Annotated in this window: 23 protein-coding genes; 18 read left to right on the top strand and 5 right to left on the bottom strand. The window is 70.9% G+C overall.

Features of this window, described 5'->3' with window-relative positions; all coding sequences use genetic code 11:
• Nucleotides 1-12 precede the first annotated feature (12 nt).
• Nucleotides 13-927, bottom strand: coding sequence for a signal peptidase I (gene lepB / locus AB0H62_RS29240; RefSeq protein WP_360589469.1), 915 nt, complete (start codon nucleotides 925-927; stop codon nucleotides 13-15).
• 143 nt (nucleotides 928-1,070) lie between these two features.
• Here lepB and AB0H62_RS29235 point away from each other — a divergent pair, with 143 nt between their 5' ends.
• Together AB0H62_RS29235 and AB0H62_RS29230 are read left to right on the top strand one after the other, a co-directional pair.
• A complete protein-coding gene (locus AB0H62_RS29235; protein ID WP_360589467.1) occupies nucleotides 1,071-2,249 on the top strand; it encodes a cytochrome P450 in 1,179 nt (392 codons plus the stop codon).
• Between the two features lie 23 nt (nucleotides 2,250-2,272).
• Entirely contained in the window at nucleotides 2,273-3,025 is a 753-nt protein-coding gene (locus tag AB0H62_RS29230; protein WP_360589465.1) for an SDR family oxidoreductase, read from the top strand.
• A gap of 49 nt (nucleotides 3,026-3,074) precedes the next feature.
• On the opposite strand, the gene AB0H62_RS29225 is transcribed toward AB0H62_RS29230, so the two are convergent.
• From AB0H62_RS29225 to AB0H62_RS29210, 4 genes are all read right to left on the bottom strand, one after another.
• Nucleotides 3,075-4,709 carry a thiamine pyrophosphate-binding protein gene (locus AB0H62_RS29225; protein ID WP_360589463.1) on the bottom strand — a complete coding sequence of 545 codons (1,635 nt, stop codon included), beginning with the start codon at nucleotides 4,707-4,709 and terminating at the stop codon, nucleotides 3,075-3,077.
• Nucleotides 4,706-5,485 carry a cyclase family protein gene (locus AB0H62_RS29220; protein WP_220240502.1) on the bottom strand — a complete coding sequence of 260 codons (780 nt, stop codon included), beginning with the start codon at nucleotides 5,483-5,485 and terminating at the stop codon, nucleotides 4,706-4,708. The genes AB0H62_RS29225 and AB0H62_RS29220 overlap by 4 nt, the downstream gene beginning before the upstream one ends.
• Before the next feature lie 85 nt (nucleotides 5,486-5,570).
• The gene (locus AB0H62_RS29215; protein WP_220240503.1) at nucleotides 5,571-6,278 is read right to left on the bottom strand and encodes an FCD domain-containing protein; all 708 of its coding nucleotides are present in this window, start codon (nucleotides 6,276-6,278) and stop codon (nucleotides 5,571-5,573) included.
• A 56-nt stretch (nucleotides 6,279-6,334) separates the two neighbouring features.
• Nucleotides 6,335-7,399 carry a 3-hydroxyisobutyryl-CoA hydrolase gene (locus AB0H62_RS29210; protein WP_360589510.1) on the bottom strand — a complete coding sequence of 355 codons (1,065 nt, stop codon included), beginning with the start codon at nucleotides 7,397-7,399 and terminating at the stop codon, nucleotides 6,335-6,337.
• A 126-nt stretch (nucleotides 7,400-7,525) separates the two neighbouring features.
• Between AB0H62_RS29210 and AB0H62_RS29205 the strand changes: the two genes are divergently transcribed.
• From AB0H62_RS29205 to tsaA, 16 genes are all read left to right on the top strand, one after another.
• Nucleotides 7,526-7,969, top strand: coding sequence for a cobalamin B12-binding domain-containing protein (locus AB0H62_RS29205; protein ID WP_354879995.1), 444 nt, complete (start codon nucleotides 7,526-7,528; stop codon nucleotides 7,967-7,969).
• Nucleotides 7,969-9,372 carry an AMP-binding protein gene (locus tag AB0H62_RS29200; protein WP_360589460.1) on the top strand — a complete coding sequence of 468 codons (1,404 nt, stop codon included), beginning with the start codon at nucleotides 7,969-7,971 and terminating at the stop codon, nucleotides 9,370-9,372. Before AB0H62_RS29205 ends, AB0H62_RS29200 begins: the two co-directional genes overlap by 1 nt.
• Entirely contained in the window at nucleotides 9,369-10,337 is a 969-nt protein-coding gene (gene meaB / locus AB0H62_RS29195; RefSeq protein WP_360589458.1) for a methylmalonyl Co-A mutase-associated GTPase MeaB, read from the top strand. The genes AB0H62_RS29200 and meaB overlap by 4 nt, the downstream gene beginning before the upstream one ends.
• On the top strand, nucleotides 10,334-12,049 hold the full coding sequence (locus AB0H62_RS29190; protein ID WP_360589456.1) for a methylmalonyl-CoA mutase family protein: 1,716 nt from the start codon (nucleotides 10,334-10,336) through the stop codon (nucleotides 12,047-12,049). The genes meaB and AB0H62_RS29190 overlap by 4 nt, the downstream gene beginning before the upstream one ends.
• 56 nt (nucleotides 12,050-12,105) lie before the next feature.
• A complete protein-coding gene (locus AB0H62_RS29185) occupies nucleotides 12,106-13,773 on the top strand; it encodes an L-lactate permease (protein WP_360589454.1) in 1,668 nt (555 codons plus the stop codon).
• Nucleotides 13,770-14,183 carry a hypothetical protein gene (locus AB0H62_RS29180; protein ID WP_360589452.1) on the top strand — a complete coding sequence of 138 codons (414 nt, stop codon included), beginning with the start codon at nucleotides 13,770-13,772 and terminating at the stop codon, nucleotides 14,181-14,183. Before AB0H62_RS29185 ends, AB0H62_RS29180 begins: the two co-directional genes overlap by 4 nt.
• Nucleotides 14,184-14,439: 256 nt before the next feature.
• Nucleotides 14,440-15,168: a FadR/GntR family transcriptional regulator gene (locus AB0H62_RS29175; protein ID WP_220240508.1), complete on the top strand. Its 729-nt coding sequence runs from the start codon at nucleotides 14,440-14,442 to the stop codon at nucleotides 15,166-15,168.
• 197 nt (nucleotides 15,169-15,365) lie between these two features.
• Nucleotides 15,366-16,775, top strand: coding sequence for an extracellular solute-binding protein (locus tag AB0H62_RS29170; protein WP_360589450.1), 1,410 nt, complete (start codon nucleotides 15,366-15,368; stop codon nucleotides 16,773-16,775).
• Nucleotides 16,776-16,780: 5 nt separating this feature from the next.
• On the top strand, nucleotides 16,781-17,824 hold the full coding sequence (locus AB0H62_RS29165; RefSeq protein ID WP_360589448.1) for an ABC transporter ATP-binding protein: 1,044 nt from the start codon (nucleotides 16,781-16,783) through the stop codon (nucleotides 17,822-17,824).
• Between the two features lies 1 nt (nucleotide 17,825).
• Nucleotides 17,826-18,764: a sugar ABC transporter permease gene (locus tag AB0H62_RS29160; protein ID WP_220240511.1), complete on the top strand. Its 939-nt coding sequence runs from the start codon at nucleotides 17,826-17,828 to the stop codon at nucleotides 18,762-18,764.
• Nucleotides 18,761-19,642: a carbohydrate ABC transporter permease gene (locus AB0H62_RS29155; protein WP_360589446.1), complete on the top strand. Its 882-nt coding sequence runs from the start codon at nucleotides 18,761-18,763 to the stop codon at nucleotides 19,640-19,642. The genes AB0H62_RS29160 and AB0H62_RS29155 overlap by 4 nt, the downstream gene beginning before the upstream one ends.
• Before the next feature lie 110 nt (nucleotides 19,643-19,752).
• On the top strand, nucleotides 19,753-20,331 hold the full coding sequence (locus AB0H62_RS29150; protein WP_360589444.1) for an HD domain-containing protein: 579 nt from the start codon (nucleotides 19,753-19,755) through the stop codon (nucleotides 20,329-20,331).
• A gap of 63 nt (nucleotides 20,332-20,394) precedes the next feature.
• Nucleotides 20,395-20,829, top strand: a complete 435-nt coding sequence (locus AB0H62_RS29145; protein WP_360589442.1) for a L,D-transpeptidase — start codon at nucleotides 20,395-20,397, stop codon at nucleotides 20,827-20,829.
• A gap of 76 nt (nucleotides 20,830-20,905) precedes the next feature.
• On the top strand, nucleotides 20,906-22,114 hold the full coding sequence (locus AB0H62_RS29140; RefSeq protein WP_360589440.1) for an MFS transporter: 1,209 nt from the start codon (nucleotides 20,906-20,908) through the stop codon (nucleotides 22,112-22,114).
• 10 nt (nucleotides 22,115-22,124) lie between these two features.
• A complete protein-coding gene (locus AB0H62_RS29135; protein ID WP_360589438.1) occupies nucleotides 22,125-22,850 on the top strand; it encodes an alpha/beta hydrolase in 726 nt (241 codons plus the stop codon).
• A complete protein-coding gene (gene tsaA / locus AB0H62_RS29130) occupies nucleotides 22,851-23,366 on the top strand; it encodes a tRNA (N6-threonylcarbamoyladenosine(37)-N6)-methyltransferase TrmO (RefSeq protein WP_360589436.1) in 516 nt (171 codons plus the stop codon).
• The last annotated feature ends 40 nt before the right edge of the window (nucleotides 23,367-23,406 follow it).

The raw sequence follows: 23,406 nt of genomic DNA, 5'->3' as shown, positions 1-23,406 counted from the left end.
GGCGGAACGCGATCAGCCGCGGCGCTTGCGCAGCGCGTCCCGCGTGCGCCGGCCGACGAACAGCGTCGGCACCGCGAGCGCCATGCCCGCCCCGAGCGGGAGGCCCTGCTGCCACGCCGGCGCGCCGAGCGCAACCGGGGTCGCCGAGTCCTGCGCGTCGAAGTCGCTGACCCCGCCCCAGCGTGACGGCGGCAGCACGATGAAGCGCGCCTTGCCGATCACGTCGTCGACCGGCACCGTGCCGTTGACACCGCCCCCGCCCTGGCAGGTGGAGTCGCACGAGTCGTTGCGGTTGTCGCCCATCACCCACAGGCTGCCCTGCGGCACGGTGACCGGGGCGAACGACTTCTGCGCCGGGTCGTTCGGGTCGATCCAGTGGATGTAGGGCTCGTCGAGCGCCTTGCCGTCCACGATCACCCGGCCTTGCGGGTCGCAGCACTGCACCGTCTGCCCGCCGACGGCGATCACGCGCTTGACGAAGTCCTGCTCGTCCGGCGGCGCGAAGCCGACGAGCGAGCCGAGCTCGCGCAGTCCCTTCGCGAAGATGTTGCTCGGCTCCTGCGGCGCGATCTCGTGTTCCGTCCACGGACCGGGTCCGCGGAACACGATCACGTCACCCGGCGAGGGGTCGGTGAAGTCGTAGGTGACCCGGTCGACGACCACGCGGTCGCCGAAGCACCCCGTGCAGCCGTGCAGCGTGGTCTCCATGGACTCGGACGGGATCATGAAGACCTTCGCCACGAACTGCTGGATCAGGATCGTGAGCACGAGGGCGATCACGATCAGGATCGGCAGTTCCTGCCAGAACGGACGTTTCTTGCGCGCCTTGCGTCCGGGACCGTCCGAACCGGACGACTCGCCCTCACCGTCCTGATCAGGACGTTCGGGGTCACTCTCGGCGGAACCGCGGGGGATGGGGTCGACCACGGGGCCAGGCTACCGACTTCCCGCTCAGCGCCGCCGCAGCACCACCGATCACGATCGGGGTGTCGTCCCGCTGAGGGATCACTGGGGTTTCCCGCAGTCGCGCCCGCTTAGCGTGAAGTGATCTTGACCGGAGGGAGCCGGCGGTGGACACGCCCGTGCTGAAATGCGGGAACCTGGTGCTGGGCGAGCTGGATCCGGTGCTGAGCGCCGTGCGTGACACCGGTCCGGTGGCCCGCGTGCGGACGCCGGCGGGTGACGAAGCCTGGCTCGTCACCCGGCCCGCGGAGCTCAGGCAGCTGCTGCTCGACCCGCGGCTGGGCAAGACACACCCCGATCCGGGCGCCCGGCCGCGGTACGTGCGCACGCCGATGTTCGACCTGGCGGTGTCCGACGCCGAGCCGGCCGCGGCCCGCGAACGCCACGGCGACATCCGGGGCGCGCTCGTGCCCCACTTCACCGGCCGCAAGATGCAGCGTCTGGCCGACCGCGTCGCGGCGATGGTCGACGAGCAGATCGACGTCGTGCTCGCGGCCGGGCCCCCGGCCGACCTGCACAACGACTTCTCGCTGCCGCTGTCGTTCCGGATCCTTTGCGACCTCGTCGGCGTGCCCGATTCGGACGGCTTTCTCGCCTTGCTCCTCGGCGCCGGCGAGGTCGACGCCGAGCACGCGGCGGCCGCGGCGCCGGACGAGCTGTACGCGTACCTGCGCGAGCTCGCGCGCCACAAGCGAAGCACCCCTGGCGACGATCTCGCGTCCACGCTGTGCGAGGTGATCCCGGACGACGCCGATGTGTCGGGCCTGCTCGCGCTCGCGAGCTTCTCGTTCCTCGTCACGCCGAGCAACCTCAGCGCGGGCATCGCGCTGCTCGCCGGGCACCCCGGCCAGCGCGACCGCGTGCGGGCCGACCCGCGCCTGCTCGACACGGCCGTGGAAGAGGTGCTGCGCGTCGGCCGGGTCGCCGAATCCTGCGTGCCGCGGTACGCGGCCGAGGACATCGCCGTGGCGGACGTGGTGATCCGCGCGGGTGATCTCGTGCTGTGCGACCACTACTCGACGGGCTTCGACGACCTCGTGTTCGCCGATCCTGAACGCTTCGACGTCGGGCGCCGCCCCAACCCGCACCCGGCGTTCAGCTACGGCATGTCGCACTGCATCGGCGCTCCGCTCGCGCGGGTTGAGCTGCGCGCCGCGTACGCCGCTTTGCTGCGGCGGATGCCGGACTTGCGCCTGGCCGTCCCGTTCACCGAGATCCCCATGCTGGGCACGGAACTCGGCGACCAGGTGGGCGGGTCGATCGCCCGGCTCGCGATGACCTGGTGAGTGCCCGGCCTAGACTGCCGCGCATGCCCGAAGCTCTCGTCACCGGTGCGACAGCCGGAATCGGCGCGGCGTTCGCCCGCCGGCTCGCCTCGGACGGATTCGGGGTCGTGCTCGTCGCCCGGGACGCGGCCCGGCTCGAGCAGTTCGCGAGCTCGCTGCGGGCGGACCACGGCGTGCCGGTCGAGGTCCTCGTTGCCGACCTGGCGACGGACGCCGGGATCACCCGCGTGGAGCAGCGCGTGGCCACGGTGGACCTCGTGGTGAACAACGCCGGGTTCGGGCAGCAGGGCGAGTTCCTCGAGACCGAGGTGGCCGCCGAGCTGGACATGCTGCGGGTGCACTGCGAGGCCGTCCTGCGGATCACGAAGGCGGCGTTGCCCGGCATGCTGGCCCGCCGGCGCGGGGGAGTGATCAACGTCGCGTCGGTGGCGGCGTTCTTCTCGCGCGGCACCTACAGCGCGTCGAAGGCCTGGGTCGTCGTCTTCAGCGACAGCGTGCGTGAACAGGTGCGCGGCAGTGGTGTGCACGTGATGGCGCTGTGCCCCGGCTGGGTGCGCACGGAGTTCCACGAACGGTCCGGAATGGACACCAGCGGCATCCCGGACTCGCTGTGGCTGGACGGTGCGACCCTCGTCGCCGCCGCGATCCGCGACTTCCGCCGCGGCACGGCGGTGAGCGTGCCGGACGTGCGGTACAAGACCGCGGCGGCGCTGGGGAAGCTGCTGCCCCGCCCGCTGATGACGCGGATCGCGGCGCGGGCGGGCAGCAAACACTGACACCGGGCCAAAAACCTCGGCGCCTCCAGTTCTCAGCGCCCCGAAAGTCTCAGTGCCCGAACGCTTCCGCGAGCCACCATGAGCCACCGTCGTCGGAGACCTTCGCGTCGATCACCAGCGGCGCTTCGCGAGGACCGTCGAGCCACTTCGTCACCGCGGCCAGGTCGCCAGGCGTGCGCACGGTGACGCCGGTGCAGCCGAACCCTCGGGCGATCGCCGCGAGGTCCGTGTCGGGGAAGCGCACCGTGTCGAGGTCGGCGTCGCCGAAGTGGTGGACCTCCGCGCCGTACGCGGCGTCGTTGTAGACGATCACCACCAGCGGCAGCCGCAGCCGCACCGCCGTCTCCAGCTCGGAGATCGCCATGTGGAACCCGCCGTCGCCGGCGCCGAGCACGGGCAGCCGGTCCGGGCGCGCGAGCGCCGCGCCGATCGCCGTGCCCAGCCCGAGCCCGACGCACTGGTAGGCCTGCGTGAAGCAGAACCCGTTCTCGTCCGGCACGGATAGATACGCGCTCGGGTAACCCATGAAGTTGCCCGAGTCGACCGACACCACCCGCCGGGCGGGCAGCAGCTCGTCGAGGCGGGCGCTCAGCGTGCGCGCGTCGATGCGGCCGTCTCCGGAGTTGTCGAGGTGCGCCACGTCGTTCCAGCGCACCTCGGCCGCCAGGCGCGCCGCGACCTCGGGACCGCGGTAGCCCGCGGCCTTGTGCCCGCGCGCTTCCAGCAGTTCCAGCACGTCGACGGCCGTGGCCGCGACGTCGCCGACCACACCGAGGTCGATCGGCCGGTGCGCGCCGAGCGCGGCCTGCTCGCGGTCCACCTGCACGAGCCGCGCCCGCGGCCCGAGCAGCTTGCCGTGGCGCGTGGTCCACATGTTCAGCGCGCAGCCCCAGCCCACGACCAGGTCCGCGTCCGCGATCAGCTCCGCGGTGAGCGGTGACGAGAAGCCGCCGCTGATCCCGAGTGACCACGGGTCGTCGTGGAAGAGGCCGTTGGCCACGGCCGAGGTCGCCAGCAGGGCGCCGGTGACGTCGGCCAGCGCCCGCAGCGCGGTGGCTTGGCCACGGGCGCCGCGGCCGGCGATGAACACCGGGCGCCGCGCCTCGGACAGCAGCTCCGCCAGCTCGTCGGACACCGCGGTCTCCGGCCGGATCGGCGCGGGACCGGGCACGTCCGGCACTTCGCCGGGCGTCGGGGCTTCGTGCTGCTGCAGGTCGATCGGCAGGCTGAACACGACGGTCCGGTTCTCCTGCCGCGCGGTGCGGAATGCGCGGATCGTGTCCGCGAAAGCGGATTCCGCCGAATGCACGCGGTCGGCCACCGCGCCCACCGCGATGCCGAGCGCGTCCTGGTCGATCTTGAAGTTCGACAGCACGGCCGCCGCGGCGGCGTCTGCGGTGACCACGACCATCGGCGTACGGCTCTTCGCAGCCTCCGTGATGCCGGTAATCGCGTTGGTCAGCCCGCAGCCCTGGTGCAGGCTCAGCACGGAGACCTGGCCGCTCATCCGCGCGTACGCGTCGGCCATGCTCGCCGCGCCGCCTTCGTGGCGCGCGGCGACGAAGCGCACGCCCGCCGCCCGCAGCGCGTTGGTCACCTCGAAGTTGCCGCTGCCGACCACGCCGAAGGCCATGCCCGCGCCGAGGTCGGCGAGCGTGCGCCCGACGAGTTCCGCGACCTTCACGCGCCACGCTCGACGAGCGCGAACACCCGGGCGGGGCTGCCCGAACCGCCGACGATCGGCAGCGGGCTGATCACCAGCATCGCGCCGGTGGCGGGCAGGTTCGCCAGGTTGCGCAGCTGCGTCAGCCCGAACTTGCCCGCGCCGAGCAGCAGTTCGTGGCACGGGAAGGCCGGGTCAAGCCCGGGCGCCTGACCGGCGTCGGTGCCGACGGTCTCCACTCCCAGCCCCGCGATCGGCGTCTCCTCGGCGAGCCACTTGGCGCACTCCGGCGAGATGCCGGGGGTGTGCGAGCCGGACTCGTCGGCGTTGAGGAACTCGTCCTGGTCGCTGGAGTGCACGTCCCAGCCGCTGCGGTAGAGCAGCCACGCGCCCGCCGGCAGCGCGCCGTGCTCGGACTCCCACTCACGCACGTCGTCGATGGACAGCAGGAAGTCGGGGTTGCCCTCGGCTTTCGCCGACGCGTCGAGCACCACCGCGGGCGCGACGAGCGTGCTCAGCGGCGCCTGGGAGACGTCGAGACCGTCCTTTCCGGACAGCCAGTGCACCGGCGCGTCGAAGTGGGTGCCGGTGTGCTCGCCGGTGTGGATGTCGTTCCAGTACCAGCGCGGGCCGCGCTCGTCGTAGCGGCTGATCTCCTCGAGCCGGAACGGGATCGTGTTCGCGAACGGCTCGGGCAGCTGCAGGATCGGGGTGCTCGAGGTCAGGGGAGCGGTGAGGTCCACGACCTCGATGCCACCCCCGGTGATCGCCGCGCTCAGCTCGGCCAGCAACGACATGCGTCCTCCAGTGCTCGACGGTGAACTGCTCATCCGTGAAACCTGGGGGAGACCCTATGCCCCGCAAGGGGTTCCGGGGAACCGCTCAGCCGGCGCGCAGGCCGTAGAAGCCGGCGATGTGCCTCGTCACCTCGGCCGACGCACGCTCCGGGTCGCCGGTTTCGATCGCGTCGAGGATCCACGTGTGCTCGGTCGCGAGCTGCCGCGCCGTCGCGGGCCAGTCGGCCGTCCGGGCGTACCCGGCGGTCATCTCGTCGCCCACGGCGTCTCCGAGCGAGGCGAGCAGCACGGCGGCGAGATCGTTGTGCGCGGCGCGGGCGAGGCCGAGGTGGAAGCCGGAGTCGAGCTCGCGGAACCGCACGCGGGTCACGCCGGGACGGCCCATTTCGGCGGTGACCTCCCGCAGCTGTTCGAGGTCTTCCGGAGCCGCGCCGCGGGCCGCGCGCGCCGCCGACGAGCGTTCGAGCTCGAGCCGGATGGACATGAGGTCACCGGTGGCGAACCGCGACAGCGAGAGGTGCAGCCTGAGCAGCTTGTGCAGCGCGCCGCTCGGTTCGCCGGCCACGACCGCGGCCGCCGTGCCCGTGGCCGCCGGTTCGAGTACGCCCGCCGCCTCCAGGGCGCGGACTCCGTCGCGCACGTGCGCGGGCCCGACGCCGAGCGCCCGGGCCAGGTCGCGTTCGGCGGGCAGCGGGTCGCCAGCGCCCAGCCGCGCGGTGAGGATCCAGTCCTGGATCCCCGCCAGCGCCTGGCCGGGTGACCCGAGGTACCGCACGTTGTCCGGTTGGCCCATCGATCGGACCGCCTCCTCGACCGCGTTGTCGGATTTCCGGCTGGTCCGAGCCTAGGTCAGCGGTGGTCAGACCACAATGTGGACTGCTCCGGTAAGTCCAGCTCGTCGGCAAGCGGTGCGAAGAACGCGTCGACGGCCGCGTCGTCGACCTCCGCGAGCGTGCCCGGGCGCCAGCGCGGTGAGCGGTCCTTGTCGAGGATCGCCGCCCGGATGCCCTCGGCCAGGTCGGGATGCGCGAGGAACCGGCTGCACAGGCGGAAGTCCTGGCGCAGGCATTCCTCGATCGAGGTCATCCCACGGGCCTGACGGACCGCTCGCAGCGTCACCTTGAGTGCCGTCGGGGCGGCCGCGGTGATCGCGGCGCGGGCCTCGCGCGGCCCCGGCTCGTCGATCGCCTCGAGGCGGTAGAGCACGCCTTCGACGGTGGTCGCGCCGCCGTACGCGTGGTCGATCCAGCACCGCGCTGCCGCGAGCGGCGCAGGGCCGGGATCCTCGGCGTACTTCGCCACGGTCGCCCCGGGTGCAGCGCCGGCGGCGAGGTCTTCGACGAGCGGGGCCAACCGGCCGGCGGGCACGTGGTGGTCCGCGAGTCCACAGTGGACCGCGTCGCCAGGGCCAACGCGACCCGCCGTCAGCGCGAGGTGCGTGCCGAGCTCCCCGGGTGCACGGGCGAGCAGCAGCGCGCCGCCGACGTCGGGTGCGAGGCCGATCGCGACCTCCGGCATCGCGAGCACCGAGCGTTCGGTGACCACCCGGACCGCCGCGTGCGCGCCGATCCCGATCCCGCCGCCCATCGTGATGCCGTCCATGAGCGCGACGACGGGTTTCGGGTAGCGCGCGAGGCGGGCGTCGAGCCGGTACTCCTCGCGCCACAGCGTCCGGGCGACCGCCGGATCGCCGACGGCCGACGAGTGCACCACGCTGATGTCGCCGCCCGCGCAGAACGCCCGATCGCCGGCGCCGTCGAGCACCACCGCAGTCACAGCGGGGTCGGACTCCCACTCGTCGAGGGCGGTCAGCATCGCCCAGATCATGGGCAGGTCCAGGGCGTTCAGCGCCTCCGGGCGGTTCACGGTCAGCCTGCCGATCGCCCCTTGTCTGCGGGCCAAAACGGTGCTCACGTCGATCAAGTCGGACACCTTCGCCTTCGTGCAGCCGGGTGATGCTTGGGCACAGGGTTGCACATTCCGTACGCCCACTTCTATGGTCAGACCACATGCAAGGCAAGACCAGATGCAGTGCAGGTCGTGGAACGAGGTGTGGACACGGTGGGTGAGAGCGGCGGCGAACCGATCCGGGTGATGCTGGCCAAGATCGGGCTGGACGGCCACGACCGGGGCGTGAAAGTCGTCGCGCGGACCCTGCGCGACGCGGGCATGGAGGTGATCTACACCGGCCTGCACCGCAGCCCAGAGCAGGTGCTGGAAGCGGCCGTTCAGGAGGACGTCGACGTGCTCGGCGTCAGCCTGCTCTCCGGCGCGCACATGCCGATCTTCACCCGCATCTTCGAGCTGATCGACGCGATGCCCGACCGGCCCGGGTTCGCGATCGTCGCCGGCGGCGTGATGCCGGACGAGGACGAGGAGGCGCTCAAGAAAATGGGGGTCGCCGAGGTACTCGGCCAGGACACCACGCCGGAGACGATCGTCGAGCGCATCCGCGCGCTGGTCGGCGTGACGGAGGAGGCCTGATGGAACAGTGGACTTGGCCGCCGCGCTACGACGAGACCTACCGGCCGCCGGCCGGGCAGGCGCACTGGTTCCCGCGCCGCGAGACCATGCCGGCCGGGGAGCGGGACGAAGCGATCCTCGCCCGCATCCGTGAGGTGATGGCCTACGCGTGGGACCACGCGCCGTTCTACCGGCGCAAGTGGGAGGAAGCGGGGATCCACCCGTCGGCCATCCGCGACCTGTCGGACTTCGAGAAGGTTCCCGTGGTGCGCAAGGAAGAGCTGCGCGCCGACCAGGCGGCCCACGAGCCGTTCGGCAGCTACCTCGCCGTGGACCCGAGCGAGGTCAAGCACGTGAACGGCACGTCGGGCACCACCGGCCGCCCGACCGCGTTCGGCATCGGCGAACGCGACTGGCGCAGCGTCGCCAACGCCCACGCCCGCGTGATGTGGGGGATGGGCATCCGCGAGCACGACACGGTGCTGGTCGCCTCGCCGTTGAGCCTCTACTGGGGTTCCTGGGGCGCCTACATAGGCGCGGAACGCCTCGGCGCCCGCGTGTTCCCGTTCGGTGCCGGCACGCCCGGGCAGACCGCCCGCACGGTCATGTGGATGAAGCAGATGGGCGTGACGGTGTTCTACGGGACGCCGTCGTATGCGCTGCACCTGGCCGAGGTCGCCGCCGACGAGGGCGTGGACCCGGCGGATCTGGGGCTGCGCAAGCTGTTCTTCTCCGGCGAGCCCGGCGCGAGCGTGCCGACGATCCGTGGCCGCATCGAGACAGCCTTCGGCGCCGAGGTCTACGACTCGGGCAGCATGGCCGAGGTCAGCCCGTGGATGCACCTGGGTGCCGCGAACCACGAGCCGGGTGTGTTCGCCTGGCAGGACCTCGTCTACACCGAGGTGTGCGACCCCGTCGACCACCACCGCGTGGACTACGGCCGCGAGGGCACGCCCGTCTACACCACGCTCGAGCGCACCAGTCAGCCGATGATCCGGCTGCTGTCCAACGACCTCACGCGCTGGGAAGCGCCCTCGGTCGACCGCGGCCGCACGTACCCGTTCCTGCCGAAGGGCATCTACGGGCGCATCGACGACATGTTCACCGTGCGCGGCGAGAACGTGTACCCGAGCGCGATCGACGACGTGGTGATGGCCGCCGAGGGCTACGGCGGCGAGCACCGCATCGTGATCAGCCGAAAGTCCACGATGGACACCCTCGCCGTGCAGGTGGAGCACCGCGGAGTCGCGGAGTCCACTCTGGACGGCTGGGCCCGTGCCATCGAGGACAAGCTGCGCCGAGCGCTCGGCGTCGGCGCGCACGTCGTCCCCGTGGAGTACAAGACGTTCGACCGCACCGAGTTCAAGGCGCGGCGGGTGATCGACGACCGCGACCTGCTGCGCCGCTTCGGAAGTGGGTCGTGAAGACGCCGGGCGACGTGGTCGGGCGGGTGCTCGCGGGGGAGCACCCGGCCATCGCACGGATGCTCACGTTCGTGGAACGGCGTACGGCCGGTGTCGACGAGGCGCTCGCCGAACTGCACGGCAAGGCGGGCAACGCCCACGTCCTGGGCCTCACGGGGCCACCAGGCAGCGGCAAGAGCACGCTGGTCAAGTCGCTGAGCGAGTTCTACCGCAAGCAGGGCAAGACGGTCGGCGTGCTGGCCGTGGACCCGTCCAGCGTGTTCAGCGGCGGCGCGATCCTCGGCGACCGCATCCGGATGACCGGCCTCGCGGGCGACGAGGGCGTGTTCATCCGGTCCGTGGCCACCCGGGGCGCGCTCGGCGGGCTCTCCCGCGCGACGCTCGACGCGATCACCGTGCTCGACGCCGCAGGCAAGGACGTGGTCGTGCTCGAGACGGTCGGCGTCGGGCAGGCCGAGGTCGACGTGATCAGCGCGGCCCAGACCGTGGCCGTGGTGAGCGTGCCGGGCATGGGCGACGACGTGCAGGCGATCAAGGCCGGCCTGCTCGAGATCGCCGACGTGCACGTGGTGAACAAGTCCGACCGCGAAGGCGCCGCCAAGACCGTGGCGGAGCTGCGCGACATGCTGCGGCTGGCGCACCGCAAGCCGCACCAGTGGAACGTGCCGATCCAGCAGACCGTGGCCGCCACCGGCGACGGCGTGCCCGAGCTCGCCGAGCAGTTCGCCGCGCACCTGGCATGGATGACCGAGCACGGCGAACGCGAGCGGCGCGCCCGGCGCAACAGCGCGACCCGCATCCGGTGGGTCGCCGAACAGCTGGTGCTCGACGACCTGCGCCCCGGCGTCCCCACGTTCGACCGGGCGGTGGACGACGTGACCGCGCGCCGGGAAGACCCGCTTTCCGCCGCCCGCCGCCTGGTCGGGCGGCCGGGTGTGACGACTGACGAGGAGAAATTGTGGTGAACGAGCACGACCCGGCCCCGGCCGACTCAGCACTGACGACCGAAGCGCTCGTCGAGGCGGTCACGCGCGAACTCGCCGGCTGGGAGGGTGACGAGCTCGCGGCGTTCGTCGACCGCCAGCCCGAATCGCGCGAGGTCTACCGCTCCGGCAGCGGCATGGCGGTGCAGCGCGTCTACACCCCCGCCGACCTGCCCGACGACTGGCACGACATCGGCCTGCCCGGCCGCTACCCGTACACGCGCGGGCCGTACCCGACGATGTACCGCGGCCGCACCTGGACCATGCGCCAGATCGCGGGCTTCGGGCAGGCCGAGGAGACCAACAAGCGGTTCCAGTACCTCATCGCGCAGGGCCAGACGGGCCTGTCCGTCGACTTCGACATGCCGACGCTGATGGGCCTGGACAGCGACGACGCGATGAGCCTCGGCGAGGTCGGGCGCGAGGGCGTCGCGATCGACACGCTGCCCGACATGGAGGCGCTGTTCGACGGCATCGACCTCGAGAAGATCAGCGTGTCGATGACGATCAACCCGTCGGCGTGGATCCTGCTCGCGATGTACGTCGCGGTCGCCGAACAGCGCGGCTACGACCTGAACAAGCTCTCGGGGACGATCCAGAACGACATCCTCAAGGAGTACGTCGCGCAGAAGGAGTGGGTGTTCCCGGTCCGGCCGAGCATGCGGATCGTGCGCGACACCGTGGTCTACGCCAGCGAGCACATGGCGCGCTACAACCCCGTCAACATCTCCGGCTACCACATCAGTGAGGCCGGGGCGAACGCGCTGCAGGAGATCGCGTTCACGATGGCCATCACGAAGGCCTACGTGGAGGACGTCGTCGCCACCGGGGTCGACGTGGACCAGTTCGCCTCACGGCTGTCGTTCTTCTTCGTCAGCCAGGCGGACCTCTTCGAGGAGGTCGCGAAGTTCCGCGCGGTGCGGCGGTTCTACGCGAAGATGATGAAGGAGACCTTCGGCGCCAAGAACCCGCAGTCGATGCGGCTGCGCTTCCACGCGCAGACGGCGGCGGCCACGCTCACGAAACCGCAGCCGCTCAACAACATCATCCGCACCGCGCTGCAGGCCCTCTCGGCCGTGCTCGGCGGCGCGCAGTCGTTGCACACCAACGGTCTCGACGAGGCCTACACGATCCCGAGCGAGCAGGCGATGAAGGTCGCGCTGCGCACACAGCAGATCATCGCCCACGAAACCGGCGTGCCGAACGTGATCGACCCGCTCGGCGGCTCGTACTACGTGGAGAACCTGACCGATCGCCTCGAACAGGGCATCCACGACTACTTCACGAAGATCGAGGAGCTCGGCGGCGTGGTGGCCGCGATCGAACAGGGCTTCTTCCAGCGCGAGATCTCCGACACCGCCTACGACTACGCGCGCCGCAAGGCCAGCGGCGACCGGCCCGTGATCGGCGTGAACTCCTACGTCGACTCCGGTGACGGCGAGAAGATCGAGACCCACAAGCTCGACCCGGAGTCCGAAGCCCGGCAGCTCTCGCGCCTCAAGCAGGTGCGGGCCGACCGGGACCCGGATCGGGCGAAGGCGGCGATGGAGCACCTGCTCGCCGTGGCGGCCGACCCGGCGGCGAACCTCATGCCCGCCACGATCGAGGCCGTGAAGGCACACCTGTCCATGGGAGAGATCACCGGTGCGCTGCGTGATGTCTTCGGCTCCTACACCGAAACGCCGGTGTTCTGACGAGCCCAGCTCCAGTCCCCACCCCCTCTCAACGACGAGAGTCCCGGAGGTGACCTGTGTACACACAGGTTCCCGCGCCACTGGGCGGCAGCCTCGGCTGGCCCGCCCTTGTGTCCGCCCTGCCCCTGCTGGTGTTGTTCGTGCTGCTGGGCGTGTTCCGCGTCCGCGCCTGGCTGGCTTCGGTGATCGCGCTCGTGCTGTCGATTGTCGTCGCCATCGCGGTCTACGGCATGCCCACCGGCCCCGCCCTCGATTCCGCGCTCGAAGGCGCGGCGTTCGGCTTGTTCCCCGCACTGTGGATCGTGCTGAACTCGCTGTGGATCTACCAGATGACGAAGGTGTCCGGGCACTTCGACGTGCTGCGGCGCACCTTCGCGAAGATCAGCGACGACCAGCGGGTGCAGGGCGTGATCATCGCGTTCTCGTTCGGCGCCCTGCTGGAGGCGCTCGCCGGCTTCGGCGCGCCGGTGGCGATCTGCTCGGTGATGCTGGTGGCGGTCGGGCTGAAACCGCTGAAGGCGGCGACGGTCGCGCTGATCGCCAACACCGCACCGGTCGCGTACGGCGCTGTGGCGCTGCCCGTGATCACACTCGCGAAGGTGACCGGGCTGCCGCTCGACGACCTCGCGGCCATGACCGGACGGCAGGTGCCGATCCTCGCGCTGATCGTGCCGCTGGTGCTCATGATCGTGCTCGACGGGCGGCGCGGGCTGCGGCAGGCGTGGCCGGCCGCGCTCGTGTGCGGCGTGAGCTTCGCCGTGGTCCAGTACCTGATGGCGAACTTCGGCCCGGTGCAGCTCACGGACATCGCGGCTTCGCTCGTGTCCGCCGCGGCCGTGCTGGTGCTGCTGCGGTTCTGGCGGCCGAAGCCGGCCGACGCGCCGGACCGCGCGCCGGATGACGGTGGTGAGCGGCCCGCGCCGGTTTCCGGTGGCAGCGGGGTGGCCGCGGCTACGGTGGTGCGCGAGCGGACGGTCGTCGACTCGCGAATCGAGCAACTGCGGTCGTTCGCGCCGTACGCGACGATCATCGTGCTGTTCTCCATCGCCGCGATCCCGGCGGTCGCGGCGGCGCTGGCCACGACGACCAAGACGTTCAGCTGGCCCGGCCTGCACATCGCGACGGCCGCGGGCAAACCGCTGAGCCTGGTGTCGTTCAAGTTCGACTGGCTCGCCGACAGCGGCACGGTGTTGTTCATCGCCGGTGTCGTGTCCGCGTTCCTGCTGAAAGTGCCGCTGCGGCAGGCGATCCGCGCCTACGGGCAGACGATCGTGCAGCTGCGTACCGCAGGGCTGACGGTGATGGCGGTGCTGGCGCTGGCGTACGTGATGAACATGTCGGGCCAGACGGCGACGCTCGGGTTGTTCCTCGCCGGCGCGGGCGGGCTTTTCGCACTGCTCTCGCCGCTGCTCGGCTGGTTCGGCACGGCGGTGACGGGTTCGGACACGTCGTCGAACTCGCTGTTCGGCGCGCTGCAGGTGGCGGCCGCGCACGGAGCGCAGCTGCAACCGACGCTGATGGCGGCGGCGAACAGCAGCGGCGGGGTGCTCGGAAAGATGATCAGCCCGCAGAACCTGGCGATCGGCGCGAGCGCCGTGGGACTGGCGGGTAAGGAGGGCCTGCTGTTCCGGCGGGTGCTCGCGGCGTCGGCGGTGTTCGTGCCGCTGATGTGCGTGCTGGTGTACCTGCAGTCCACGCCGGTGCTGTCATGGATGGTGCCGTGAGCGCGCGCGACGCCGTCGACGAGGCCAACGCGGCGATCGGCGCGGCGGTGTCCACCTGCACGTTGCCGACCGACGACGAGGCCGTGCTGCTCGACGTCCAGTACGAGCTGCTGGAACTGGCCGACGCGCTTGCCGCCGGCGTACCGGTACCCGAGCTGCCCCGGTTGTGGCGGGCGGCTCGGGACCTCGGGCCCGTGGTGGTGCCGCGCGGGTTCGAGGTGCTCGGCGGGCTGAGTGCCGCGGCCGGGCTGCTGAAACTCGCGCGGGCGGTGGCGCGGCGGGCGGCGCGGGAAGCCCCGGCCGACGCGGTGGTGGTGCTCGACCGCTTGGGTGACGTCCTCCTGGCGATCGCGTTCCGCGCGGAGGAGCGCGAACGCTCACTCGGGTACGCGGGATCGTGTGCCGACTAGTGTGGTCATACCAACAAAGAGGTCATATTGACACTGGCTGCGAGCTCCGATTACCTTGAGTGAGCACTACGCGGTGCAGAGGAACTCCGGTGAGATTCCGGGCCGGTCGCGCCACTGTGATCGGACCCCGCCCGGCGGGGTTCGCAGGCAGACCCTCTCGCCGCGTCCATCCTTGAGCGGGTCGCACGAACCCGAGGAGGAGCGTGACCACCGTGATACCCGGAACGATGCCGGAAACGACGCCGAGGAACCGGTCATGACGACCGAGGCGGCCTGGGAGCCGGTGCGCCGCGTGCGGATGCACGAACAGGTGCTGGCGCAGATCGAGGAGAAGATCCTCGACGGCAGCCTGCGCGCGGGGGAGAAGCTCCCCAGCGAACGCGAGCTCGTGAGCGCGCTGGGGGTGAGCCGGACCAGCGTCCGCGAGGCCCTGCGCGCGCTCGAAGCGATGGGGATCATCGAGGCCCGCACGGGTTCGGGCGCCGACGCGGGTTCGGTCGTCACCGCGCGGTCGACCCCGGCGCTGACCAACCTGCTGCGGCTGCACCTCGCGCTCGCGCGGATCAGCCTGGCCGATCTGGTCGAGACGCGCGTGCAGCTCGAACGCAACGCGGCCCGGGGCGCGGCGGCGACCCGCACCCCCGAGGACGTGGCCCGGCTCGCCGAGCTGGTCGAGGGCATGCGCGCGGCGGACCAGGAGTACCAGCAGTTCAACGCGCTGGACACCGAGTTCCACGTGAGCATCGCCCGGATCTCGGGCAACGCGCTGGCCACCGACCTCATGCAGGCGCTGCGGGGAGCCGTCGAGTCGGAGATGGCGGCGGCGTTCGCGCGCCTGCCGGACTGGCGGGCGGTCGCGGCCGACCTGGTGACCGAGCACGAGGAGATCCTGCGCGCCATCGAGGCGGGCGACGGGGATCGCGCGGCCGAGCTCGTGGCCGAGCACATCACGCGCTTCTACACCGACCGCGTGCTCAACCCCTGATCGCGCGGCGGCAGCCGGCGCGGTCCACGTCGTACGTCACCTGAGCCCACCGGCTCGCCGAACGGGGGCGGGCCAGGGCGTCGGCAGTCACCTGCTCCAGCTCTTGCCGATCGCACCGAGGTCCGATTCACGCTGCCACGGAGCGCGGCATCGACTAGACTCATTTGCCTCCTTTTCCCGAGAGGGAGGAGTCGGTGATGAGCGACTTCCCCAATTCACTGCACAGCAGGCGGGACGTGTTGCGTGCGGCGGCGGCCGTCACGCTCGGTTCGGTGGCACTGGGCGCCTGCGCCTCCGAGGAGGACACCGGGGAAACCGCCGGTGGCCAGGCCCCGCAGGAGACCTTCAGTGAACCGTCCACAAAGCTCTCCGGTGACCTGAAAATCCTTCTCTGGAGCCACTTCGTGCCGAACCACGACGTGTGGTTCGACCGGTTCGCGCGGGACTGGGGTTCCCGGGTCGGTGTCAACGTGACCGTCGACCACATCGACCAGGCGCAGATTCCCACCCGGATCGCGGCCGAGATCCAGGCTCGCCAGGGCCACGACCTCATTCAGTACATCGCGACGCTGTCGCAGTTCGAGCCGAGCGTGCTCGACCAGCGGGATCTGGTCAGCGAAGCGACCGGGCGCTGGGGACGGCAACTCCCGCTGTGCGAGAAGTCCAGCCTCAACCCCGCCACCGGCAAGTTCTACGCGTACTCGCCGGGCTGGGTACCCGACCCGGGCAACTACCGCAGGTCGCTGTGGGAGGCCGTCGGCATGCCGAACGGCCCCACCACGTGGGACGAGCTCCTCACGGGCGCGGCGCAGATCAAGAACAGCAAGGGTGTCCCGCTCGGCCTCGGCATGTCCCAGGAGATCGACTCCAACATGGTGCTGCGAGCCCTGATGTGGTCCTTCGGGGCGTCCGAGCAGGATGCGAACGAGCGCGTCACGATCAACTCGCCGGAAACGATCGCTGCCGTGGAGTACATGACGAAACTCTACGGGCAGGCGATGACGCCCGAGGTGTTCTCCTGGAACGCCGCGAGCAACAACCAGGGCCTCGTCGCCGGCAAGATGTCCTACATCGTCAACTCGATCTCCGCCTGGCGGACCGCCGCCGGGTCGAACCCGACCGTCGCCGACGACACGTTCTTCGTCCCGGCGCTGCGCGGACCGGAGACCGCGCTGGCCGCGCAGCACGTTCTGTACAACTGGATCATCCCGCAGCACGCCACCGGGATTCCGGCGGCGAAGGAGTTCCTGCTCCACTACACCGCCAACTTCGCCTCGGCGACCTACCAGTCGAAGTTGTACGACTTCTCCGCCTGGTCCAAGCTGACCCCCGAGCTGCCGAACTGGCTCGCGAACGACCCGTTCGGCTCCCGGCCGCCGGACAAACTGAAGCTCCTCGCCGACGCCATCCCGTGGAGCGCCAACATCGGTCATCCGGGGCCGGCCAGCACGGCCATCGGCGAGGTGTTCAGCACCTTCGTCATCCCCAATATGTTCGCCAGGGCGGTGCGCGGTGAAGCCACCCCGCAGCAATCGGTCGCCGAGGCGGAGGGGCAGATCAACGCGGTCTTCGCCAAGTGGCGTGCCGCTGGGCTCGTCGGCGGCTGAGTGCGATGGCGGTCGTCGAGGTTCGTGACCTGGTGAAGCGGTTCGACGGCGGGCGGGTGCCCGCCATCGACCGGGTGAGCCTGGCCGCCGCGGCCGGGGAGTACCTGGTGCTGCTGGGCCCGTCGGGCTGCGGCAAGACGACCCTGCTGCGGACCATCGCCGGGCTCGAACAGCCGACCAGCGGCGACGTGCTGATCGGCGGGCACGTGGTGACCGGACTGCCGCCCCGGGCGCGTCAGATCGCGATGGTGTTCCAGAGTTATGCGCTCTATCCGCACAAGACCGTGCTGGCCAACATCGTGTTCCCCCTCCGGGCTGGGGGCATGGGCAAGGAGGACCGCGAGCGCAAGGCCCGCTGGGCGGCCGGGCTCTTGGGCCTCGACCCGCTGCTGGACCGCAAACCCCGACAGCTCTCCGGTGGTGAACGGCAGCGGGTGGCACTCGCCCGGGCACTCGTTCGCGACCCCCAGGTGTTCCTCCTCGACGAGCCGTTGTCCAATCTGGACGCGAAGCTGCGCGCCAGCGCCCGGGACGAGCTCAAGCGGTTCCAGGAGGACGTGGGAACCACGACGATCTACGTGACTCACGACCAGGCCGAGGCGATGGGGCTGGGCGACCGGATCGCCGTGCTCAACGCGGGCCAGGTGCACCAGGCCGGCCCTCCGGTGGAGGTCTACGACAACCCGGCCGACACCTTCGTGGCGACCTTCATCGGCTCGCCGCCGATGAACCTGATCCCGCACGACGGCAAGCTGGTCGGGTTCCGCCCCGAGCACCTGCTGCCGGTCGAGAACGTCCCGGCCGGCGAGCGGGTCACGATGCCGCTCGCCGTGGAGCGGCTCGAATACCTCTCTGGCGACCGGCACGTGTACGGCACGGTGTCGCGGATCGGAGAGCCCACCAGGGTGGTCGCCCGGCTGCCGGCCACAGTGGACACCGCGATCGCGGCGGGCGAGACGCACGAGTTCGCGGTGCCCGGCACACGCCTGCGGTTCTTCGACTCCGACAGCGGGCAACGCTCCGACCCTGTCCGCCTGGACGGTGGGTGAGGTGGCCACCACCGCCGACGCGGTCACCACTCCCGCGACCGCCCCGGCACGGCGCCGGCTGGCGGACCGCGATGGCCTGCTGGCATGGGGTTTCCTGCTGCCCAGCATCGTCTACATCGTCGCGCTGGTGGGCGTTCCGTTCGTGCTCGCCATCGCGTTCGCGTTCTCGGATGTGACGGCAGGGGACCCGTCCTACGATTTCGTCGGGTTCCGCAACTTCACGCGGGTCTTCCAAGACCCCGTGTTCTGGCGGGCGCTGGGCAACACGTTCGTGTTCACCCTGATCTCGATGGTTCTGATCGTGGTGCTGGGCAAAGTGCTCGCCAACATCCTCGTCGCGGACTTCCGCGGCAAGTGGCTCGTCCGCTTCCTGGTTCTGCTGGCGTGGACGACGCCGGTGGCCCTGTCGTCGATCTCGTGGCTCTGGTTGCTCGATTCCATCTACTCGCCGATCGACTGGATGCTGCGGCAGTTCGGCGCGCTCGGTCCGGCGGAGAACGTGTACTGGCTCGGCCGGCCCGGCCTGTCGATGGCCTCGGTGATCGCGGTCCACGTCTGGCGGCTGACCCCGCTGGCCGCGGTGATCATGATGGCCGGGCTGATGGCCATTCCCAAGGACATCGACGAGGCCGCGCGGGTCGACGGAGCCGGGTACTGGCGCCGGATGTTCGAGATCACCATCCCGCTGGTGCTCCCGGTGGCGGCGGTCGCCGCACTGTTCGGCGCGATCTTCACGTTCACCGACATGGCCGTGGTCCGCGTGCTCACCCGCGGTGGCCCCAACGACGCCACGCAGGTGCTCGCCAGCTGGGCCTTCTACCGCGGCATCGACGGCGGCGACGTCGCCCAGGGCGCCGTCATCGCGCTGTTCCTGTTCCCGCTGTTGCTCGCCGCGGCGGTGCTCATCCTGCGCGCGGTGCGCCGAATCGAAGTGCGATGACCACCGCCGAGGAAGCCGGACGGCTGCGGCAGCGATACGCCAGGCGCCACGTGCTCGCCCGGGTCGGCCTGTATCTGACGGCGATCGTGGCGGCACTGATCTGCGCGGCGCCCTTCCTGTGGAGCCTGATCACGGCGTTCAAGCAGAACCGGGACCTGTACAACCCCCAGAACAACCCGTTCGTGTTCAACCGGCCGCCCACCTCGGACCACGTCGGCTACTTGTTCACCGACACCGAGTTCCTGACCTTCGTGGCCAACACCCTGCTCGTCGGCATCCTGGTCGTGCTGATCACGCTCGTGCTCGGCCTGCCTGCCGCGTATGCGCTGGCCCGGCTGGACCGACCGTGGTCCGGGCCGATGGCGATCGGTATCTTCCTCGTTTACCTCGTGCCGCCCAGCCTGCTGTTCCTCGCGCTGTCGCGGATCGTGGTGGCCGTCGGGCTCCAGGACTCGACGTGGTCGCTGGTCCTGATCTACCCGACCATCACCATCCCGGTCTCGGTCTGGCTGCTCATGGGATTCCTCAAGAACATCCCGAAGGACATCGAGGAACAGGCCATGGTCGACGGCTACAGCCGGGTGGGCGCGTTCGTACGGGCCGTCCTGCCACTGGCCTACCCCGGCGTCATCGCGGTGGTCGTGTTCGCGTTCACCCTGACCGCGAGCGAGTTCATCTACGCGCTCGCCTTCGTCGCCCCGACCGACCAGATGTCGGTGAGCATCGGGGTGCCGACCCAGCTGGTGCGCGGTGACGTGTTCTTCTGGCAGTCGTTGCAGGGCGCCACCGTGCTGGTGGCCGTGCCGATCGCATTGGTGTTCACCTGGTTCCTGGACCGGTTCGTCAGCGGATTCACGATGGGCGCGGTCAAGGAATGAGCAGCGGAGTGGGCTCCCTGACCGAGTACGGCCACCGGATCGACCTCGGGGGCCGCGCAACGCCCAGGGAACCGGATCGCGTGCTCAACCCCTGATCTACGCTGTCGGCCATGACTGACAGCGCTACCTCTGCCACCGGGGCCACCGCGCTGGCGGCCTTCGGCTACGAGCTCGGGGTGCTCAAACGCGTCCGCCGCAGCGGCTGGTGGCAGGCCGGCGTGCGCGATCCCGAGTCCGTGGCCGAGCACAGCTTGCGGGTGGCTCAGCTCGCGGCGTTGCTGGCCGCCGAGGAAGGCGCGTCACCGGAGCGCGCCGCGTTTCTGGCGCTGTGGCACGACACGCAGGAGACCCGTACGGGTGATCTGCCGCATTCGGCCGGGCCCTATCTGGTGAAGCCGGACCCGCGGGCGATCACGGCGGACCAGACGGCCGCGTTGCCTTCGCGTGCGCGTGCGGTGGTGCGCGAGGCCGTCGACGAATACGAGGCGCGGGAGTCCACTGAGGCGCGTTGCGCCAAGGATGCCGACAAGCTGGAAATGCTCCTGCAGGCGCTGGAGTACCGCTCGTCGGGTGTGTCCACAGTGGATGAGTGGGTCGACTCCGCCTGCGCCGGGTTGTTCACTTCGACCGCCCGCCGTCTCGCCACGGCCGCGTTGACGTTGCCGCCGCTGTCCTGGCGCACGCTCTGATCACGGTTGGTTGGAAACTCGCGGACCGGGGAATTCTTCCTGTGACCGACGGGAGGCAGAACGATGAAGTGGAGGATCACGGCAGCCTTGGCGGGTGCGGCGGCGGTCGCGGCCACGATCGGCTTCGCCGACAGCGCGAACGCGGCCACCGCGCCGTGCAGCACCCAGGCGAAAGCCTGCGTCCAGCTGCACACCGGCAGGGCCTGGCTGATGGACAACGGAAACGTCGTCCGCGGCGGTGTGCCCATCACGGTGGGCAAACCCGCGTACCCGACACCGGCCGGCACGTTCCATGTGCAGTACAAGGACATCGACCACTACAGCAAGCAGTTCAACGGGCCCATGCCGTACTCGGTCTTCTTCACGACCACCGGTGTGGCGTTCCACCAGGGCAGCCTGAAGGTGCAGTCGCACGGCTGCGTCCATCTCTCCCACGCCGACGCGGTGGCGTTCTACAACGCACTCCACCCGGGTGACGTGGTCGAAGTGGTGAAGTAGGACAGTCGCGGGGTGGGGAGGTTCCCGCCCCGCGCGGTCGTGGTGGTCTGGACCCCCGTGCTGGCAGGATGGCCGGGTGACGGTGGGGCAGGGGGAACGGCTGGGCCCGGACTTCGCGCGTGTCTGGGCGGCCGCGTCGGTGTCCGTGGTGGGCGACGGAGTGCGAATGGCGGTGCTGCCGCTGCTCGCGGTGGGGGTGTCGCCGACGGCGGGTGCGGTGAGCGCGGTCGCGGCGGCCGGAGCGCTGCCGTGGCTGGGGTTCTCGCTGTTCGGCGGCGCGCTGGCCGACCGGCACGACCGCCGGACGCTGATGTGGTGCACGGACGCGGTCCGCGCCGTCGTCGTGGCGGCGGCCGCGGTGTGGGTTTTCCTCGCAACGCCGCCGCTCGCGGTGCTGGTGGCGCTGGCGTTCGCGCTGGGGTGCGCCGAAACCGTGTTTGACAACGCTTCCACGGCGATGCTGCCCGACGTTGTGGTGCCCGCGCGGCTCGATGCGGCGAACGGGCGTCTGCAGAGCAGCCAGGTAGTCGGGCTGCAGTTCGTCGGGCCGCCGCTGGGGGCGGCGTTGTTCGCGGCTTCGGCCGGGGCACCGCTGGTGGTGGACGCGGCGTCCTTCGCGGTGGCCGCTCTGTTGATGTGGTTCGTCCGGGCGCGGCCCGCGGTGCCCGCCCGGTCCGGTCGCTCGATGCGCGCGGACATCGCCGAAGGCGTGCGCTGGCTCTGGGGCCACCACGGGCTGCGACTGCTCGCGGTCGAGCTGGCGCTGGCCGCGCTGGCGGTGCAGCTCGCGACCTCGGTGCTGGTGTTGCTCGTCGTCCAGACGCTGCATGCACCGGAGTTCGCTTACGGCCTGGTTCTCGCGTCCGGTGCCACAGGTGGCGTGCTGGGGTCGTTCGTCGCGGGGCCGCTGAAGCGTCGGTTACCGCTCGGCCCGCGCATCGGCCTCGCCATCACGACCATCGGCGCCGCACTGGTGGTGACTTCGTTCGCAACGTCCGTGGTGCTCGTGGGCGGAATGTATGCGCTGGGCAGTTTCGGCATCGTCGTCTGGAACGTGCAGGCTGTGTCGGTGCGCCAGCGTCTGATCCCGCGCGAGCTGCGCGGCCGCGTGAGCAGCGCCTACCGCCTCATCGGCTGGGGCGGCATCCCCCTCGGCGCGGCCCTGGGCGGCGTCCTCGGCACCGCGGCGGGCGTCCGCGTGCCGATCCTGGTGGGTGGGTGCCTGATGCTCGCTTCGCTCGTGCTGGTCCCGAAACTGGCGAAGCTGGAGCCGGGATCTCGCTAGGCTCACCGGCATGGACCTTTCCGTGCGGTACGGGCCGGAGCCCGACCAGCTCGCCGACGTGTTTTTCCCCGCCACCGCTCCCGCACCCCTCGTTCTCGTGCTGCACGGCGGATCCTGGCGGCTCGACGTCGACCGCGGATACCTCGAACCGGCGGCTCGGGCGTTGACGCGCCACGGGTTCGCCGTGGCCAACGTGGAGTACCGCCGGCCCGGCGGCGGTGGCGGCTGGCCCGCGACCTTCGCCGACACCGGTCTCGCCGTGGACGCGCTGCCGGGCCTGATCGAGGGTGAGGCACCGGGTCGGATCGACCCGGCGCGGGTGGTGGTGCTGGGGCACTCGGCCGGCGGCACGCTCGCGCTGTGGGCCGCCCACCGGCCCGGCGCGCCCGGGGTCGTCGCGCTCGCTCCGGTGGCCGCGCTGGCCGACGCCCACCGCCGTGACCCCGAAGGTCCCGTCGACCGGCTGCTGGGCGGCGGACCGGAGGATGTGCCGGAGCGCTACGCCGAGACCGATCCCGCCGCGCTCGGCACGCCGCCCGGGCCCGTCGTTCTGTTCCACGGAGAGCTCGACACCGCCCTGCCCACACAGCTGTCCCGCGACTACGCCGACGCGATCGGCGCGGAGCTGGTGCTGGTGCCCGGCGCCGGGCACCTGGACGTCGTCGTGGCGGACGGACCGGCGTGGCCCGCGCTGGTCGAAACGCTCGCCAAACTGTCCACAGTGGAACGGTCCTGAATGGAGTGCCCGCTGCCCGTCGTCGGGTACGTCCGCACCGCCCGCACGGAACTCGAGCGCACCCCGGTGCAGGAAGGCGCCAACCGTGGTGAGGAAGGCGTGCTCGAGCTCGCCGAGGAGTACGTCGAGGGCCTCGACGGGCTGGCCGGCTTCGACTACGCCTGGCTGCTCAGCTGGCTCGACCGCCCGGACCGGCCCCTGACCAGCCTCTCCCAGGTGCCCTACCTGCTGCGTCGCGAGCAACGGCGCAAGGGCATCTTTGCGATGCGTGGGCCACGGCGGCCGAACCCGATCGGGCTGAGCCTCGTGCGGATCGTCGAGGTCACCGGGCACACGGTGCGCTTCGCGGGCGTCGACCTGCTCGACGGCACGCCGATCCTCGACCTCAAGCCCTACGTCACCGCATTCGACCGCCCGCCCGGCGAGCCCGGCAGCGGCTGGTTCGACGGCGTCAAGGTGGCCGAAGGCACCACCCCGGAGGACCTCGCGCCGCCCGGGGAGACGGGGAGGTGTTAGCCGCGCTAAGGGATCGCGTCACAGAACGCCGCTGGTCGTG

The sequence above is a fragment of the Amycolatopsis sp. NPDC050768 genome (genome assembly GCF_040654155.1).
Taxonomy (GTDB): Bacteria; Actinomycetota; Actinomycetes; order Mycobacteriales; family Pseudonocardiaceae; genus Amycolatopsis.
Note: the sequence above shows the minus strand (reverse complement) of the source record. Positions and strands in the feature narration are given on the sequence as shown.